The 15,689-nt window shown below is 69.2% G+C and carries 16 protein-coding genes; 12 read left to right on the top strand and 4 right to left on the bottom strand.

Going from position 1 to position 15,689, the window contains the following annotated elements:
• The first annotated feature begins 166 nt into the window (after positions 1-166).
• Both IG65_RS0122615 and IG65_RS0122610 read left to right on the top strand, forming a co-directional pair.
• Positions 167-1,393 (top strand): cytochrome P450, encoded by a 1,227-nt coding sequence (locus tag IG65_RS0122615; RefSeq protein WP_030516950.1) that lies wholly within the window; start codon positions 167-169, stop codon positions 1,391-1,393.
• 48 nt (positions 1,394-1,441) lie between these two features.
• Positions 1,442-2,578, top strand: coding sequence for a phosphotransferase family protein (locus tag IG65_RS0122610; RefSeq protein ID WP_030516949.1), 1,137 nt, complete (start codon positions 1,442-1,444; stop codon positions 2,576-2,578).
• 9 nt (positions 2,579-2,587) lie between these two features.
• On the opposite strand, the gene IG65_RS0122605 is transcribed toward IG65_RS0122610, so the two are convergent.
• Complete coding sequence (locus IG65_RS0122605) at positions 2,588-3,490, bottom strand: alpha/beta fold hydrolase (RefSeq protein WP_051756668.1); 903 nt, start codon at positions 3,488-3,490, stop codon at positions 2,588-2,590.
• 81 nt (positions 3,491-3,571) lie between these two features.
• On the opposite strand from IG65_RS0122605, the gene IG65_RS0122600 reads away from it, so the two are divergent.
• The 5 genes from IG65_RS0122600 to IG65_RS0122580 all read left to right on the top strand — a co-directional run bounded on the left by IG65_RS0122600 (position 3,572) and on the right by IG65_RS0122580 (position 7,534).
• Positions 3,572-4,159: a TetR/AcrR family transcriptional regulator gene (locus tag IG65_RS0122600; RefSeq protein WP_030516947.1), complete on the top strand. Its 588-nt coding sequence runs from the start codon at positions 3,572-3,574 to the stop codon at positions 4,157-4,159.
• 223 nt (positions 4,160-4,382) lie between these two features.
• Positions 4,383-5,483, top strand: coding sequence for a diguanylate cyclase (locus IG65_RS36045; RefSeq protein ID WP_051756666.1), 1,101 nt, complete (start codon positions 4,383-4,385; stop codon positions 5,481-5,483).
• 81 nt (positions 5,484-5,564) lie between these two features.
• Positions 5,565-6,470 (top strand): RNA polymerase sigma factor SigJ, encoded by a 906-nt coding sequence (gene sigJ, locus IG65_RS0122590; RefSeq protein ID WP_030516945.1) that lies wholly within the window; start codon positions 5,565-5,567, stop codon positions 6,468-6,470.
• Positions 6,471-6,551: 81 nt separating this feature from the next.
• Complete coding sequence (locus IG65_RS0122585) at positions 6,552-7,121, top strand: cupin domain-containing protein (protein ID WP_231509357.1); 570 nt, start codon at positions 6,552-6,554, stop codon at positions 7,119-7,121.
• Positions 7,122-7,234: 113 nt separating this feature from the next.
• Positions 7,235-7,534 (top strand): hypothetical protein, encoded by a 300-nt coding sequence (locus IG65_RS0122580; protein ID WP_030516943.1) that lies wholly within the window; start codon positions 7,235-7,237, stop codon positions 7,532-7,534.
• A 53-nt stretch (positions 7,535-7,587) separates the two neighbouring features.
• Here the strand turns inward: IG65_RS0122580 and IG65_RS0122575 are convergent, their stop codons facing one another.
• The gene (locus IG65_RS0122575; RefSeq protein WP_231509356.1) at positions 7,588-8,415 is read right to left on the bottom strand and encodes a bifunctional 2-polyprenyl-6-hydroxyphenol methylase/3-demethylubiquinol 3-O-methyltransferase UbiG; all 828 of its coding nucleotides are present in this window, start codon (positions 8,413-8,415) and stop codon (positions 7,588-7,590) included.
• Between the two features lie 55 nt (positions 8,416-8,470).
• Positions 8,471-10,000 carry a CdaR family transcriptional regulator gene (locus IG65_RS0122570; protein ID WP_030516941.1) on the bottom strand — a complete coding sequence of 510 codons (1,530 nt, stop codon included), beginning with the start codon at positions 9,998-10,000 and terminating at the stop codon, positions 8,471-8,473.
• 199 nt (positions 10,001-10,199) lie between these two features.
• On the opposite strand from IG65_RS0122570, the gene IG65_RS0122565 reads away from it, so the two are divergent.
• Together IG65_RS0122565 and IG65_RS0122560 are read left to right on the top strand one after the other, a co-directional pair.
• Positions 10,200-10,646: a GreA/GreB family elongation factor gene (locus IG65_RS0122565; RefSeq protein WP_030516940.1), complete on the top strand. Its 447-nt coding sequence runs from the start codon at positions 10,200-10,202 to the stop codon at positions 10,644-10,646.
• A 45-nt stretch (positions 10,647-10,691) separates the two neighbouring features.
• Positions 10,692-10,943 (top strand): hypothetical protein, encoded by a 252-nt coding sequence (locus IG65_RS0122560; RefSeq protein ID WP_030516939.1) that lies wholly within the window; start codon positions 10,692-10,694, stop codon positions 10,941-10,943.
• A gap of 6 nt (positions 10,944-10,949) precedes the next feature.
• Here IG65_RS0122560 and IG65_RS0122555 read toward each other — a convergent pair whose 3' ends face one another.
• On the bottom strand, positions 10,950-11,192 hold the full coding sequence (locus tag IG65_RS0122555) for a hypothetical protein (RefSeq protein ID WP_231509355.1): 243 nt from the start codon (positions 11,190-11,192) through the stop codon (positions 10,950-10,952).
• A gap of 238 nt (positions 11,193-11,430) precedes the next feature.
• Here IG65_RS0122555 and IG65_RS0122550 point away from each other — a divergent pair, with 238 nt between their 5' ends.
• The 3 genes from IG65_RS0122550 to IG65_RS0122540 all read left to right on the top strand — a co-directional run bounded on the left by IG65_RS0122550 (position 11,431) and on the right by IG65_RS0122540 (position 15,688).
• The gene (locus tag IG65_RS0122550) at positions 11,431-12,300 is read left to right on the top strand and encodes a class II glutamine amidotransferase (protein ID WP_030516937.1); all 870 of its coding nucleotides are present in this window, start codon (positions 11,431-11,433) and stop codon (positions 12,298-12,300) included.
• Between the two features lie 91 nt (positions 12,301-12,391).
• The gene (locus IG65_RS0122545; protein WP_030516936.1) at positions 12,392-13,915 is read left to right on the top strand and encodes an acetyl-CoA acetyltransferase; all 1,524 of its coding nucleotides are present in this window, start codon (positions 12,392-12,394) and stop codon (positions 13,913-13,915) included.
• Between the two features lie 30 nt (positions 13,916-13,945).
• Entirely contained in the window at positions 13,946-15,688 is a 1,743-nt protein-coding gene (locus IG65_RS0122540) for a DUF3556 domain-containing protein (RefSeq protein WP_030516935.1), read from the top strand.
• Position 15,689 lies beyond the last annotated feature (1 nt).

Here is a 15,689-nt window from a genome sequence, read left to right as displayed (position 1 = left end):
CCGTCCCGATCGGCGGGGTGGGAACGAGCGCTCCCAATATCGCCTTACGGCCGGATTGACACCTGTAAGGTGCAGGCTGCCGGGGTCGTTCGACTACGCCCGGCAGCCGCCGACAGGCGATCTCGTGATGTGGGCAAGCGTGATGTGGGCAAGGAGGTGACACGTCGTGCACGAGGACATCGACCTCACCGACCTGGACCGGTTCACCAACGGCTTCCCGCATCGGATATTCGATCGGCTGCGGCGGGAAACGCCGGTCTGGTTCCATCCGCCCACCGCGCACAGCCCCGGCGGCGACGGTTTCTGGGTGCTCAGCCGCTACGCCGACATCGTCGCCGCGGCCAGCGACACCACGGTGTTCTCCTCCGAATCCGGCGGCGGACGCGACGGCGGCGGCACCACGCTCGAGGATATGCCGCTGGGTGTGCCGGTCGGGGCGCTGCTGAACATGATGGACGATCCCCGCCACGCGAAGATCCGTCGCCTGCTCGCCCCCAGCACCACTCCCCGAGCGCTGCGGCGGATCGAGAACGACCTGCGCCGGCGCGCGGCCGATATCGTCGACGCGGCCGTGGCGAAGGGTGACTGCGACTTCCTCACCGACGTGGCCGCGGAACTGCCGCTGCAGGCCGTCGCCGAACTGGCCGGTGTGCCGCAAGCCGATCGCCACGAACTGATGAACTGGGCGAACGTCACCCTGGACTACGACGGCCGCGAAGTCGGTGAGGTCGACGACCGTCTCGCTCGCGCGCAGGCTCGCATGTTCGCCTATGCCGCGGATCTGCTGCAGCGCAAACGCGTCGCGCCGGGTGAGGATCTGCTGTCGGTGATCACGCACGCACTCGTCGACGACGAGCCGCTGACCGATGCCGAACAACACCTGTTCCTGTCCCTCGTCGTGGCCGCGGGCAGCGAGACGACACGCAACTCCATCGCCGTCGGCATGGCCGCGCTCAGCGAATCGCCGCAGCTGTGGAAACAGTTGCAGCAGGACAGGTCTCGCCTTCCGGCGGCCGTGGAGGAGATGCTGCGCTGGGCGTCCTCGACGCCCTACAACCGGCGCACGGCCACCGCGGACGTGTGGATCGGCGGCCACCGCATCGCCGCCGGTGACAAGGTCACGCTGTGGTGGGCCTCGGCCAACCGCGACGACAGTGTGTTCACCGACCCGCACCGCTTCGACATCACCAGAAACCCCAACCCGCACGTGGCCTTCGGGCGCGGCGTGCACTTCTGCCTGGGCGCGTCGCTGGCGCGGATGGAAATGCGGGTCATGTTCGACGCGCTGCTGGATCGGGTCGAAACCCTCACTCCGCGTGGGCCCGTCGAGTACGTCCGCAGCAACAAACACACCGGTATCCGGCATATGCCGGTCACGATTGGCGCCCGATGAGAGCCGCGCGGCCCGTGGGTGACCCGCCCGAGTGAAAGGAGGCAGCCAGTGGCTACCGAACCGACCGTGGAGAACGTCAGCCGGCTGCAGAGCTCGAGCCGCGACGTCACCCAGTTGCCTTCGATCCTCGCCGACTGGCTGGCCACGGTCATGCCGAACGGGCAGCGGCCCGAGATCGCCGTGGTCGGCGGGATCGACGCCAACGGCATGTCCTCGGAGACGATCGTGCTCACCGCCCGCTGGGACGACGGCGCCGTGGTGGACCGGAAATGGGTGATGCGGGTGGCGCCCACCGAGGCCGACGTCCCGGTCTTCCCGGTCTACCGCCTGGATCATCAGGCCCAGGTGATCGAGGCCGCCGGTACGAGGGCCGGCATTCCGGTCCCACGGGTGCGGTTTCTGGAGAACACGGGAACGGTGCTGGGGGCGCCGTTCTTCATCATGGACTACGTCGAGGGAATCGTCCCGCCCGATGTGATGCCGTATACGTTCGGCGGCAACTGGTTCTTCGACGCGGCCCCCGAGCAGCAGCGCGAACTGCAGGACGCCACCATCGAGGTGCTCGCGAAGCTGCACTCGATTCCCGACGCGGGCAGCGCATTCGGGTTCCTCGTCGCCGACCGCGCCGGCGACACCGCGCTGGGCAAGAATCTGGCCTGGCTGCGGGCGTGGTACGAGTTCTCGGTACCCGACATCGGGGGTTCAGCGCTGGTCGAGCGTGCCTTCGACTGGCTCGACACCCACTGGCCCGAGCAGATCGCAACCGGTGAGACCGTGCTGCTGTGGGGCGACGCGCGGATTGGCAATGTGCTCTACCGCGACTTCCGTCCGGCCGCCGTCCTCGATTGGGAGATGACCACGGTGGGCCCCCGCGAACTCGACGTCGCGTGGTGTGTGTTCGCGCATATGGTGTTTCAGGAGTTGAGCGGGCTGGCCGAGCTGCCGGGGTTGCCGAACGTGCTGCGCGAGAACGATGTTCGCGACACGTATCGTCGCCTCACCGGTGTCGAACTCGGTGACCTGCGGTGGTTCTACGTCTACTCGGCCGTGGTCTGGGCGTGTGTGTTCCTGCGCACCGGCGCCCGCCGGGTGCACTTCGGGGAGATGCAGCGACCCGAGAATGTCGAGTCGCTGTTCTACCACGCGGCGTTGCTGCGCCGGCTGATCGGGGAAACGGCACAGTGAACCGCGCGGCTACCGGCCCGGTCCGAGGTAGTCGAGGATGATCCGGTCGACCTCCTCCGGCTTCTCCAGATGCAGGAAATGCCCCGCGTCCTCGATGCGGACGACGCGGCTTCCCGCGGGCAGGTGGCGCTCCAGATCGTGGAAGAAGCCGGGGCGCAAGCATCCGTCGGTGGCGCCGTAGAGCTGCAGTATCGGGTGGATCGGTGCGATCATCAGCAGTCGGTCGAGGTCGCGGGGGCGCGTCGGCCGCGGCCGGACCAGTTGCCGGTAGTAGCCGATGATCGCCGAGCGGTGTTGCGGCGGTGCGGCCGCGGCGAGGTGAGCGAGGTCGTCGGTGGCGTCGTAGCCGGGAGACCATCGCCGCCACAGGAATGCCGTCATCGGAGTGAACAACCGTTCGGGAACGGCGGGGAACTGGTTGGCGAGGATGTACCAGCTGTTCACCGACTGCGCCAGCGTCCGCCCGACCTGGCGGGCGAGGTCACCGCGGGTGATCCGCACGCTCGCCAGGGGCGGAACGGCCGCGGCGACGAAGGCCCGGAACGGTGATTCGGGCAGTGCGGCAATGGCATTCGCGGTGAAGGCGCCCCAGTCGTGGCCGATGACGACGGCCCGGTCGGCGCCGAGGCGTTCGGCGATGCCGAGAGCGTCGGCGACGCGCGAACCGGTCGACAGGTCACCGTCGGCCGGCACCGACGACGGAGCGTATCCGCGGCTGAACGGTGCGACGGCGTAGTACCCGTGCTCTGCCAGCGCGGGTCCGAGATGGCGCCACGTCCAGGCGGTGTCGGGGTAGCCGTGCAGGCACAGTGCGAGCGGCGCCGCGGGGTCGCCCCAGGTGAGAGCGTGCAGGGTGACCTGTCCCAGATCGAATTCGGTGCGCCCCGGCGCGGGAGTGGAAGTGGATGCCATCGTGCCTCGTCGGTCGTTCCGCACCCGCTGGGTCCGGCGTCGGCTTTGCTGTTTACAGGCGTATATCCTAGTGTCTGACCCATGGTGGAGGCCGCGATACACCCTCGCCCGGCCCGGCGCTCTCTGGCCGGGCGCTCCGCCGAGACCGTGGACCGCCTGCTCGACGCCGGTCTGGACGTACTGCGCGAACAGGGCTACGACCAGTTGTCGATGCGGGAGGTGTGCCGGCGCGCCGGGCTCACCCACGCCACGGCCTACGGCTACTTCTCGGCGAAACAGCATCTGGTGGCCGAGGCGTACTGGCGCCGGATCCGCACGTGGTGTGCGCGGCCGGTCACCGGAGATACGCCGTCGCAGCGGCTGGCGGCCGTGTTCACCGAGATGGGTGACGTCATGGCCGAGGAACCGGAACTGAGCCTGGCCGCCTCCGCCGCGATCCTCAGCCACGACCCCGACGTGTCGGCCCTGCGCACCCGCATCGGTGCCGCCATGAGCGAGCGCGTCCGCACCGCCCTGGGCGACGCGTGCACCGGCGAGCTTCTCGACGCCCTGAACATCGCCGTCAGCGGGGCGATGATCCAGGCCGGGATGGGCTACTACAGCTACCGGGAGATGGCGAACCGGCTGACCTCGGTGGCGCGTCTGCTGCTGGCGGCCGGCGATCGCTGAGCCGATGCGCGCGATCCCGGCGAGGCGGCACGCGCGGGACGCGCGGGGGCCGGTCGTTCGCGGCGGCCGTCGCGCAAGTGCCACATTTTTGCCCGATGGGCCCGAGTTGCCGGTCTAGACTGCTGCGGATCAGCTGGTGAGATTCCTGAGGTCCTCGCACAAGGATTCTCGCACCGGTAACGAGCGACGGCCGGGCAACCCGGCCGGGTGCGAGGGTGAGTCGATGAATGGCGGCAAGACACTGCGGGCCTGGTGGAACGATCCGGTCGACTACTGCTGGCTGGTACGCAGCCTGACGGCCCGATCGGCGCTGGGTCCGCTGAAAGTGCTGGTCGGTGTCGCCGGGGCGTTGATCGCGGCGATGGGAGCGGTGATCACCGGCTCACCGGTGGGACCGCCCGGCCATCCCGGCGTCGCGTCCGCGGTCGGGGTGTCGTGCGGGGTGCTGTGGGCACTGCGCTGGTGGCTGCTGCGGTGGCCCGGCAAAACCGAATCGCTGCTGCTGATCGGCGGCGCCGATGTGCTGTTCATCCTGGAATTCCTGCAGGTGCCGGATCGGGTGTTCGCGGCGATGGGCACGGTACTGCTCGTGGTCACCGGCAGCTACCTCGGCTTCTTCCACAATGCGCGGGTGTTGGCCGCGCATTCGGCGTGGTCGCTGCTGGCGGTGGTCGTGGTGTCGGTGCGCATCGCCACCGGCGGCGGGCAACTGCGCCTGGCGCTCGCGGTCGGGCTGCTGCTGTTCGTGTCGGTGGTCAGTGCCCTGCCCGCGTTGCAGATCCTCTATTGGCTGCTGCGCACCGAATCGCTGTCGGACCCGCTCACCGAACTGCTGAACCGCCGCGGCCTCGAGATCCGGCTCCCGATCCTGGTCGACCGGCACCCGGCGATCAGCGTCATGACCTTCGACCTCGACAAATTCAAAAGCGTCAACGACACCTGGGGTCACCGCGTCGGTGACACCGTGCTGGCGCGAACCGCCCGACGCCTGCACGAGGCCGCCGGACGCTCCGCGGTGGTGGCCCGCACGGGCGGAGAGGAATTCGTGGTCGCCGCGCCGATCGCCGCCGATCTCGCCCGCGCCGAGGCCGAGCGCCTGCGCCGCACGGTCGCCGAACCGTCGGACACCACGGTCGAGGTCACCGCGAGCGTCGGTGTCGCCGTCTACGACGCCAGAATCTGCCCGCAATGTCCGCGACCGACCCCGGACCGGCTGCTGCAATCCGCCGACGCCGCCATGTACCGGGCCAAACAGGCCGGGGGAAATCTGGTGGTGCTCGACGATCTCACCCCGCCGCCGGATCACCACCGGGCAACCGGGTAACCCCGTCGGCGGGTGATGTCACACCCGGGCGGTTCGGGGACTCTGTGGTGGCAGACGATCGAACGGCCGAGGAGGTTCACCATGGCGTCGACGCCGCAGCATGCCGCCGGCGACGAGCTCACCGATCGGTTTCTCGCCTACCGCGAGCTGCTGTTCTCGGTGGTTTACACCATGCTCGGCAGTGTCGCCGACACCGAGGACGTACTGCAGGACGTGTGGCTGGCGTGGGCCGGGCGGCATCACGATCCCGGCGCCGAGCCGGTCGAGAACCCTCGCGCCTACCTCGTCCGAGTCGCGGCCAACGCCGCGCTGGCCAAGCGGGCCGAGGTGAACCGACGCCGCGAGACCTACGTCGGCCAGTGGTTGCCCGAACCGCTGGTGTCCGACGAGGAGGCGAGCGCCGGCGTCGAACGAGCAGAGTCGCTGTCGATGGCGTTGCTGGTGGTGCTCGAGACGCTGTCACCGCTCGAGCGGGCGGTCTTCGTCCTGCACGACGTGTTCGGCTTCGGTCATCCCGAGATCGCGCGGATTCTGGATCGCAATCCGGCGGCCGTGCGCCAGCTTGCGGCCCGCGCTCGCCGCCACGTGCACGCCCGGCGTCCGCGCCATCGCGCCGCCCCCGCGGTGCACGCCGAGGTCACCGAACGATTCGCGCGCGCGGCACTCGGTGGTGACCTCCCCGCGCTGCTCCAGGTTCTCGCACCCGAGGTGACGCTGTGGACCGACGGCGGTGGCAAGGGACCGGCCACGAGCCTGCAACCGGTGCACGGCCGCGACGCGGTGGCCGCACTGTTCGTCTCCGTCGCCGCCACCGTGCCGGCCGGGCTGGATCTGCGCTACCGCCGCGCCGGGGCGGATCCGTGTGCCCTGGTGTTCACCGGTCCCAGCCCGCTCGCGGTGGTCGTGGTGGACCTCGAACCGGAAGGCGACCGGATCACCGCGATCTACTCGATCACCAACCCGGACAAGCTCAACGGCGTCCGGTGACCGCGATGTCACACACGCGACCCGCCACACCTCTTCGGTAGCGACCGGAGCGGTTCCGGGAAAATGAGTGAGGAGATCGCTGTGACCATCGCGAACAACACCAAGGCCCTGCTCGTCCGCCACGACGACGCCGAAACACTCGACACCATGGGAGTCCGGCTGTATGCCGATCACGACACGACCGGCGGGGTGCTCAGCGCGAACCGGGCGTTCCTGCCGGCCGGCGCCGACGGGCCACCGCCGCACTATCATTCGACCTCGGCCGAACTGTTCTACCTGCTCGACGGACGGCTGAGCGTGCTCGCCGGAGACGAGATCCACGAGATCGGCGCGGGAGATTTCCTGCTGATCCCGCCGCACACCACCCACGCCTGGGCGGCTCCCGCGACCTCGGCGGCGGATGTGCTGATCGTGTTCACCCCCGGGATCGAGCGGTTCGACTACTTCCGGCTCGGCGACCGCATCCGCCGGGGACTGGCCGATCCGGCCGAAATACTGGAGACCCAGGAGCGATTCGACAACCACTTCGTCGACAGCCCGATCTGGCGGCAGGCCACCCGCGGCGACGAACGCCCCGCACTCGATCACGACCAGCACCGCGGCGACTTCCTCACCGCCGACGTCTTCCACATACAGTCCGGCGGTGAGTGACCGGCCGGTGTGAAATCCGCGGCCTGCGGTGTGCGGGCAACCCCTTCGCAAATGCCTCGATGCCTGCGAGGATACGAAGTATCGAGGGAGCCGTAGCGAAGGGAGCAACGCTGATGACGAGCAGTGGGCACACCACCCATCCCGGACACGAGCACACCCACGGCGAGGGCTGCGGGCACGTCGCGGTGCCGCACGGCGACCACGTCGACTACCTGCACGACGGCCATATCCACCGGGTACACCGCGACCACGTCGACGAATGCGAACCGAGCGGCCACACCGAACACACCGGACACGAGCACGTGCACGGCGAAGGCTGCGGGCACGTCGCCATCCCGCACGGCGATCATGTCGACTATCTCCACGACGGGCATCGGCACGCGGCCCACGACGGCCACTACGACGAACACTGACAGCGACACCCGCTACCGGCTGTTCGGCGAAAGCCCTACGGCGCCGGCGTGTTTCAGCAGTCGTCCGGTTTCGATGCCCGTAGCGAGAACAGCAACGGAACCCGCGGCTGCTGCGGCGGCAGACGGTATCGGCCGCCGTCCCCGACCAGGTTGCGAAACCGCGGATACAGGGTGAAGTCGTGTTCGTGGAGGAACTCCAGGCGCAACCCGGCACCGGCGAGTGCGCTGACGATGTCACCGATGCCGTGCTGCCACTGCACCGTCACGTTCGCAGTGGTCGCCGCGTCCGGGTCGGTGTAGGTGCCGGGCTCGTCCAACACCTGCGGCGCGGGATCGAAATAGTCGTAGGCGACGGTGCGGCCGTCGTCCTCGGCGAGAATGTCGCCGAACGGGTGGAATTCGGTCAGGTAGACGAAGCCGCCCGGCGTGAGCAACTCGGCCACCACCGACGCCCAGCGCACCAGATCCGGCAACCAGACCAGGGCGCCGACACCGGTGTAGACGATGTCGTAGCGGTCGCGGTCCAGTGCCGTCACCGCGTCGTAGACGTTGGCGGTCACGAACCGCGCGCCGGTGATACCGATGCGGGCGGCCAGGTCGGTCGCGGTGCGGACAGCGGGCTCGGAGAAGTCCACGCCGGTGACGCTCGCACCGCGGCGCGCCCACGCCAAGGTATCGGTGCCGATATGACATTGCAGGTGCAGCAGGCGTTTTCCGCGCACGTCGCCGACCTCGTCGGGTTCGAAGTCGCGCAGCGCTTCGGCGCCGGAGACGAAACCGTCCAGATCGTAGAACTCGCTCGTGACATGAATCGGTACACGCTCGTCCCAATTGGCGCGGTTGAGTTCCACCCACTTGCCGGCTTGCGCGTCGATGCTCACGCCGCGCGACGTTAGCCCGGCTGAGGCACCGCCTCCACCGATTTTCCGCCCGAGCTCACCCGGTGTGGATCGACAAGGCGATGAGCATCGCCGTGCGTTTGGCCGGATCATCCGGGTCGAGGAACTCCAGCTCGCGCATGCGCCGCATGCGATGACGCACGGTATTGGGGTGCACGGCCAGGGTGCGGGCCGCGGTGGCGGGATCGCCGTGGGCTTCGAGCCAGGCCTTCAGCGTGGGCAGGTACTGGGTGCCGGCCCGCTCGTCGATCTCGGCCAGCTGGGCGACGGGATCTCGGGACGGGAGCCGGCCGGTGGAGGCCATCGAGCGCAGGCGCTGGATCAGGACTCGGTCCCAGGCGGTGTCGTAGCAGGCCGGTTCCTGGGTGGTGGTCGCCGGCAGTGCCATGCATTCGTCGGCCTCCTGGCGGCTCGCGGGCAGCTCCCGCGCGTCGGCGGTGCCGCCGATTCCGGCGACCACGGTCATGTGCGCGGGCAGGCTCGCGGCGATGTCGGCGATCCACCGATACGCCGGCGCCGGGTCCTCACCGGCCGGCAGCAGCGTGTAGACGGTATTGCCGAACAGCGTGCTGCGACCCACGCGCGACCAGCCGAAACCGGTGGTGGCGCGCTCGAACGCGAGCAGGATGCCGGCGTTGCGTTCTTGCTCGGCATGGGCCTGCAAGGCGATGACACGCAGATCGCGCGCCGGGATACCGAGCTTGCCGATCGCGGCCTCCGCGTCGGGACTGCCTTCGATCAGCTCGATGACCAGCTCCGATTCGACCTGCCGTTCCAAATCGGCACTGACGCGCGACCGCAGCAGATGCAGCGCGACGGTGTGCGCGCCCTCCTGCAGGATTCTGGCCCGATCCGCCGAGAGCGGCTCACGGCCGGACACCCACACCGAACCCAGCAGCTCCCGGCCCGCGCGCACCGCGGCCACGGTGCGCCCGTGCAACCCGTGCTCGGGCGCGGGCGGGATGTAGCGCGGCGCGTCGGAGCGCGCGAGATGGGCGAAAATGCCCTGCTCCTCGAAGAATCGGCGTACCCGATCGGGCATGCGGCGGCCCAGAATGGTGTCCGAGCGCACCGGGTCGGTGTCGTGGTGCGCGGTCGAGTAGGCCATCACGCGCGAGAGCTGATCCTCGATCGTGACCGGCCCGTCCAGGGACGCGGAGATGGTGTCGGCCAGGGCGAACAGGTCGCTGGGACCGCGCCCGGATTCGGTTTCGCGGCCCTCGAGCACGAGCCCGTAGACCACCGAGGCGATCTGGCTCCAGGACACGCTCGGATCGACGGTCATCAGAGCCGGGCCGCGATCGTCGAGCAGCTGCCGGATCCGGGCATCCGGTGTCTCGGACGTGCGGGCCACGATCACGCCGGCGCGGGCGTCGATGCCCAGGGCGAGCGCTTCGGCCAGGTCGGCCGCGCCGACGGCGAGGAACACGTCGCCGGTAGCCGCGTGCGGGCGAATCGGATCGTGGACCGCGACGCTGTGGATCTCGACGGCGCGGTCCACGACGGTGCCGTGCAGGCGGGCGCCGTAGCGGCTCACGATATTGATCAACCGATCCAATTTCACCATCGGCGCAGATCACCGCTCCTTCCGGGACACGGGGCGAGCGCCACGCTGTTCGCCACTGACAATCTGTGCGATCGAGATTGTTTCCTGCTGACAATGTAGCCGGTGTGCCGGCGGGTCACTCTGGAGGTGGACCTCGGTGCGGCGGATGTGGTGCCGTCCGGGGTCCGGGGTGTTGTCGGCAGTGGACGAAGAGAATGAGATGACCGGAACGGAAGGCGTCTGGCTGACGCAGGACGCGTACGAGCGGCTACGGCGGGAATTACTGGAGTTGCGGTCGGCGCAGCACGGTCCCGGGGACGAGGACGGACAGTCCGCGGCCGGGCGGCGGTTGCGCCGGCTGGAGTTGGAGGAGTTGCTGGATCGTGCCGTGGTCGGGCAGGCGCCCGCCGACGACGGCATCGCAGAACCCGGGATGGTGCTGACCGTCCGGTTCGACGACGAGCAGACCGAAACCTTCCTGCTGAGCCGGCGCGACGGCGCCGACACCGAGGAGTTGGAGGTCTATTCGCCCGAGTCGCCGCTGGGCAGCGCGCTCACCGGCGCCCGGCCCGGGCAGGTGTGCTCGTACCGGATTCCCAGCGGGGCGTCGGTGAACGTGACATTGCTCGAGGCGGTCCCCTACGGCATGCACCTGCGACGGCGTTGATCGCGGTCGGCCGCGGCGGACTGGGCCGGAAAGTGAGGTCGTGAAATGGATTGGCCACATCTGCTCAGGTTCGTCGGTGTCACCGTCGCGTTCTCGGCACTGGTGCTGCTGGTTCTGGTGCCGCGGAAGGTGACGCGCCGACTGTGCTCGCATTGCGGGCACTCCAATATCGTGCACGACCCGGTATCGGGCCGCTGCCGCAGCGCCGTGGACGCCGGAGTCCTGGTCTCGCGCGACGGCGGCGCCGGGCCGGCGGCCGAGCGCTGCCGATGCCAGGACTATCGCGGCGAACGGTGACCGGCCTCAGGGCAGGGTGCGGCCCGGTTGCCGGCGTCCGGCCAGGAAGTAGGCGATCGGCACCGTACCCGCCGAGTTGAGCAGTGTCACCGCGGTCGCCCACCGCAGTTTCGACCCCCGGATCTCCGCGGCCGGCCGGCGCGCGATATCGATCAGCGCCGCGATTTTCAAGATCCCTTCGACCACGGTCGCGGCCACGATCAGCCGCCGTGTCCGCTCGTCCAGCTCGCTCCACCGTTTCCTCGCCACGAGGACCCCTTTCCGGCTCCGCCACATTTTGATCACCTCATAGTGCAGGGCGGGCAACCGCCGATCCAGGGCCGAAGGGCCTCGCGTTTCGCCGCGGCCGGGTAGGGTCGGTCCGGCGGCCGTGGCCGCGTCATCGACGGGCAATCCCCGATGGCCGTGCACTGAATATCGAAGCGCGACAAGCATTTTCGTCCGAGGCGGATGTTCGGTCCGTGCCGGCGCGGCGAAAGGTGAATCGATGTGCCGATTGTTCGGGCTCAGCGCGGCACCGCAGCGGGTGCACGCGACGTTCTGGTTGCTGGAGGCCTCCGACAGCCTGGCGCGGCAGAGCCGCCGCGAACCCGACGGTACCGGGCTGGGCACCTTCGAACCCGACGGCCGGCCCCTGGTGCGCAAGCAGCCCATCGCCGCCTACGAGGACAAGCAGTTCGTGCGCGAGGCCATGGAGTGCGAATCGGCGACCTTCCTCGCCCACGTGCGCTACGCCTCCACCGGGGCGACGGTCGCGGCCAACACCCACCCGTTCGAGCAACACGGGCGGCTGTTCGCCCACAACGGTGTCGTCGGGGGCCTGCCGGAACTGGAACGCGCGCTGGGTGACTACCGCGATCTGGTCGCCGGGCAAACCGATTCCGAACGGGTCTTCGCGCTCGTCACCCGCTGCATCGACGAACACGACGGCGATGTCGTCGCCGGAATCGGCGCGGCGGTCGGGTGGATCGCCGACAACCTGCCGGTGTTCGCGCTGAACTTCGTGCTCACCACCGCCCAGGATCTGTGGGCGCTGCGCTATCCCGACACCCACGACCTGTTCGTCCTCGAACGTGCCGCGGGCGGACCCGGCGGCGGCAAACACCTCGACCACGCCGGCACCGGCCCCATCCGCGCCCACTCCCCCGCGCTCGCCGACCATCCGGCCGTGGTCATCGCCACCGAACGCATGGACAGCGATCCCGGCTGGCGTGATCTGCCGGTGGGCCGGTTGCTGCACGTGGGACCCGATCTGGTGACCACCCGCCACACCGTCGTCGACCACGCGCCGCGGCACCGGCTCACTCTCGCCGATCTCGGCGAGCACGCCGCGGCCTCACAACGGGCCACCACCTGAGACAAACGTCTGTAACAGGTTCTATTTCCCGTGTTACTGTCACTGCCATGAGACGGGCAGCCGGCACGACCGCACGCAGTGGTGGGGTCCGCTGATGGTGGATTCGCGTACGCCGGTCGTCGTGGGCGTCGGACAGGCCATCGACCGCATCGACAGTTCCGAGTACCGGCAGATGTCGTCGGTCGACCTCGCCGCCGCGGCCGCCCGCGCCGCCCTCGAGGACACCGAGGTCCGCTACGCCGACGCCGCCGCGAGCGTCGAACTCATCGCCGGGGTACGCCAATTCGAAATCTCGGCGCCGGTGCGCGCCCCGCTCGGCCGCTCCGACAACTACCCGCGCTCGGTGGCGCGGCGACTGGGCATCGACCCGGCTCGCGCCGTGCTCGAGGTGGTCGGCGGGCAGGGGCCGCAACATCTGCTCACCGAGTTCGCGGCCGACATCGCCGCCGGGCGACTGGAATCGGTGCTCATCACCGGATCGGACGCGATCTCGACCGAGCGCCACTACGCCGGCCGAGATGACAAACCCGACTTCACCGAAACCGCGACCGGCCAGCTCGAGGACCGCGGCTTCGGATACGAATCGTTCGTCGACGACAACCTGATCGCCCACGCCGTCATGGGCGCACCCACCCAGTACGGCCTGCTCGAGAACGCCCGCCGCGCGCGCGTGGGCGCGACACCGCAGCAGTATCGCCTGGAAATGGGAAAACTGCTGGCGCCGTTCACCTCTGTGGCCGCCAAGAACCCTCTCGCCGCCGCACCGGTCGAGCGCAGCGCCGAGGAACTGGCGACCGTCACCGACTCGAACCGGATGATCTGCGACCCGTTTCCACGCCTGATGGTGGCCCGCGATCTGGTCAACCTCGGCGCCGCGGCCGTGGTGATGTCGCTGGGCAAAGCCCGCCGGCTCGGCATCCCCGACGACAAACTGGTGTATCTGCGCGGCCACGCCGACCTCGAGGAGCAGACCCTGCTCGCCCGCCCCGACCTCGGCGCCGCGCCCACCGCGTGGACGGCGGCGCGAGAAGCGTTGCGGGTGGCCGGAATCGGGCTCGACGACCTCACCACCCTCGATCTCTACAGCTGCTTCCCCGTCGCGGTGTTCAACTTCTGCGACGGCACCGGACTGGCCACCGACGACCCGCGCGGGCTCACCGTGACCGGCGGGCTGCCGTTCTTCGGCGGCCCCGGAAACAACTACTCGATGCACGCGATCGCCGAGACCGTGGCCCGGATGCGTGACCAGCCGGGCGCTTTCGGCCTGGTGGGCGCCAACGGCGGCATCATGAGCAAATACTCGGTCGGGGTGTATTCGACCACGCCGGCGCCCTGGGAGCCCGACCGCAGCGCACACCTGCAGCGCGCCGTGGCGTCGGCTCCGCAGGTGCCCAGCCGGGCGCGCGCCGACGGGCCGGCCCGGATCGAAACCTACACCGTGCGCCACGCATTCGAGCCACGCACCGGACTGGTCGTCGGGCGCCTGCACGCCGACAACAGCCGGTTCCTGGCGATCATAGCGCCGGAAAGCCTTGCCGCGGTGGATGATCCGATCGGCCGCGACATCCTCGTCACGTCGAGCGAGAAGGGCAACACCGCGGTCATGGTGCCGTGACCGGCCGCGGACGCGGGAACGGAGAGATTGATGGGGTTCGTCCAGCCGGAACTGCCGGTCGTCGATCAACAGCAGTGGCAGAACAGCGGCCGCAGTGAGCGCATCCGGCTCATGGCGCGGCACTGGGCCGAGGTCGGCTTCGGCACACCGGTGGTGCTGCATCTGTTCTACGTCGTCAAGATCTGCCTCTACATCCTCGGTGGCTGGCTGTTCGCGCTGAGCACCAGCGGCATCGACGGATTCACCGATGTGGGCAGCTGGTGGTCGGAACCGATCGTGTTCGAAAAAGCCGTGCTCTATACGATGCTGTTCGAGGTGATCGGGCTCGGTTGCGGGTTCGGGCCGCTCAACAACCGCTACTTCCCGCCGATGGGATCGATCCTGTACTGGCTGCGGCCCGGAACGATCAGGCTCCCACCGTGGCCGCGCGTTGTCCCGCTGACCCGCGGCACCGCCCGCACCCCGGTCGACGCCGCGCTCTACGCACTGCTGCTGGTGGTGCTGCTGTGGGCGCTGCTGTCCGACGGCACCGGCCCGATCCCCGCCCTCGACACCACCGTCGGACTGTTGCCGGCCTGGCAGGTCGGCCTCGTCGTCGCCGTGCTGGCGGTGCTGGGACTGCGCGACAAGGTGATCTTCCTGGCCGCGCGCGGCGAGGTCTACGGCTCGCTGGCGGTGGCGTTCCTGTTCGGCGGCGCCGACGCGATCCTCGCCGCCAAACTCGTCTTCGTCGTCATCTGGATGGGTGCGGCGACCTCGAAACTGAACCGGCACTTCCCGTTCGTGGTCTCGACCATGATGTCCAACAGCCCGATCGTGCGCCCGCGATGGCTGAAGCGCCGCTTCTTCGCCGACTTCCCCGACGACCTGCGGCCCGGCTGGTTGTCGCGATTCGTCGCCCACAGCGGCACCGCGGTCGAGATGTGCGCGCCGATCGTGCTGTTCTTCTCCCACGGCGGCCTGCCCACCGCGGTGGCGGCGGTGATCCTGCTGTGCTTCCACCTGGCGATCCTGACCGCCATCCCGATGGGCGTACCGCTCGAGTGGAACGTGTTCATGATGTTCGGGCTCGGGGTGCTGTTCGTCGCCCACGCCGACATCGGCTTCGCCGACGCCACGCATCCCTGGCTGCCGGTGCTGCTGTTCGCGGTCCTCGTCGCGATCGTGATCACCGGCAACCTGCTGCCCTCCCGGATCTCGTTCCTGCCCGGGATGCGCTACTACGCCGGCAACTGGGACACCACGGTGTGGTGCGTCAAACCGTCGGCGGCGCAGAAGATCGACCGCAACATCGTCGCGATCGCGAGCATGCCGCAGGCGCAGATGGAGCGCTACTACGGCAAGGACCGGGCCCAGATCCCGCTGTATCTCGGCTACGCCTTCCGCGCCATGAACACCCACGGCCGCGCCCTGTTCACCCTCGTGCACCGCGCCATGCCCGCCGGCCGCGAGGACGAATACACCATCACCGACGGTGAACGCATCTGCAGCACCGCCATCGGCTGGAACTTCGGCGACGGGCACATGCACAACGAACAACTCATCGCCGCCCTGCAGCAACGCTGTCACTTCGAACCCGGCGAAGTGCGGGTCGTGCTGCTCGACGCCCAGCCCATCCACACCCAGGTCCAGGCCTACCGCCTCGTCGACGCCGCCACCGGCGAATTCGAAAGGGGCACCGTCCGAGTCGCCGACATGGTGGAAAGCCAGCCGTGGGCCGACAACCTCCCCGTCCACGTCACCAGCACCGACGGCCCGGCCGTGCCCGCCTGAC

It is taken from the genome of Nocardia sp. NRRL WC-3656, from assembly GCF_000720265.1.
GTDB classification, from domain to species: Bacteria; Actinomycetota; Actinomycetes; order Mycobacteriales; family Mycobacteriaceae; genus Nocardia; species Nocardia nova.
The sequence above is the reverse complement of the archived record's forward strand: the minus strand, read 5'-3'. Positions and strand labels throughout refer to the sequence as shown.

Coding starts and splice junctions, on each gene's coding strand:
- IG65_RS0122605 (WP_051756668.1), bottom strand. CDS start 3,490: ATGGCATCCACTTCCACTCCCGCGCCGGGGCGCACCGAATTCGATCTG.
- IG65_RS0122600 (WP_030516947.1), top strand. CDS start 3,572: ATGGTGGAGGCCGCGATACACCCTCGCCCGGCCCGGCGCTCTCTGGCC.
- IG65_RS36045 (WP_051756666.1), top strand. CDS start 4,383: ATGAATGGCGGCAAGACACTGCGGGCCTGGTGGAACGATCCGGTCGAC.
- sigJ (WP_030516945.1), top strand. CDS start 5,565: ATGGCGTCGACGCCGCAGCATGCCGCCGGCGACGAGCTCACCGATCGG.
- IG65_RS0122580 (WP_030516943.1), top strand. CDS start 7,235: ATGACGAGCAGTGGGCACACCACCCATCCCGGACACGAGCACACCCAC.
- IG65_RS0122570 (WP_030516941.1), bottom strand. CDS start 10,000: ATGGTGAAATTGGATCGGTTGATCAATATCGTGAGCCGCTACGGCGCC.
- IG65_RS0122565 (WP_030516940.1), top strand. CDS start 10,200: ATGACCGGAACGGAAGGCGTCTGGCTGACGCAGGACGCGTACGAGCGG.
- IG65_RS0122560 (WP_030516939.1), top strand. CDS start 10,692: ATGGATTGGCCACATCTGCTCAGGTTCGTCGGTGTCACCGTCGCGTTC.
- IG65_RS0122550 (WP_030516937.1), top strand. CDS start 11,431: ATGTGCCGATTGTTCGGGCTCAGCGCGGCACCGCAGCGGGTGCACGCG.
- IG65_RS0122540 (WP_030516935.1), top strand. CDS start 13,946: ATGGGGTTCGTCCAGCCGGAACTGCCGGTCGTCGATCAACAGCAGTGG.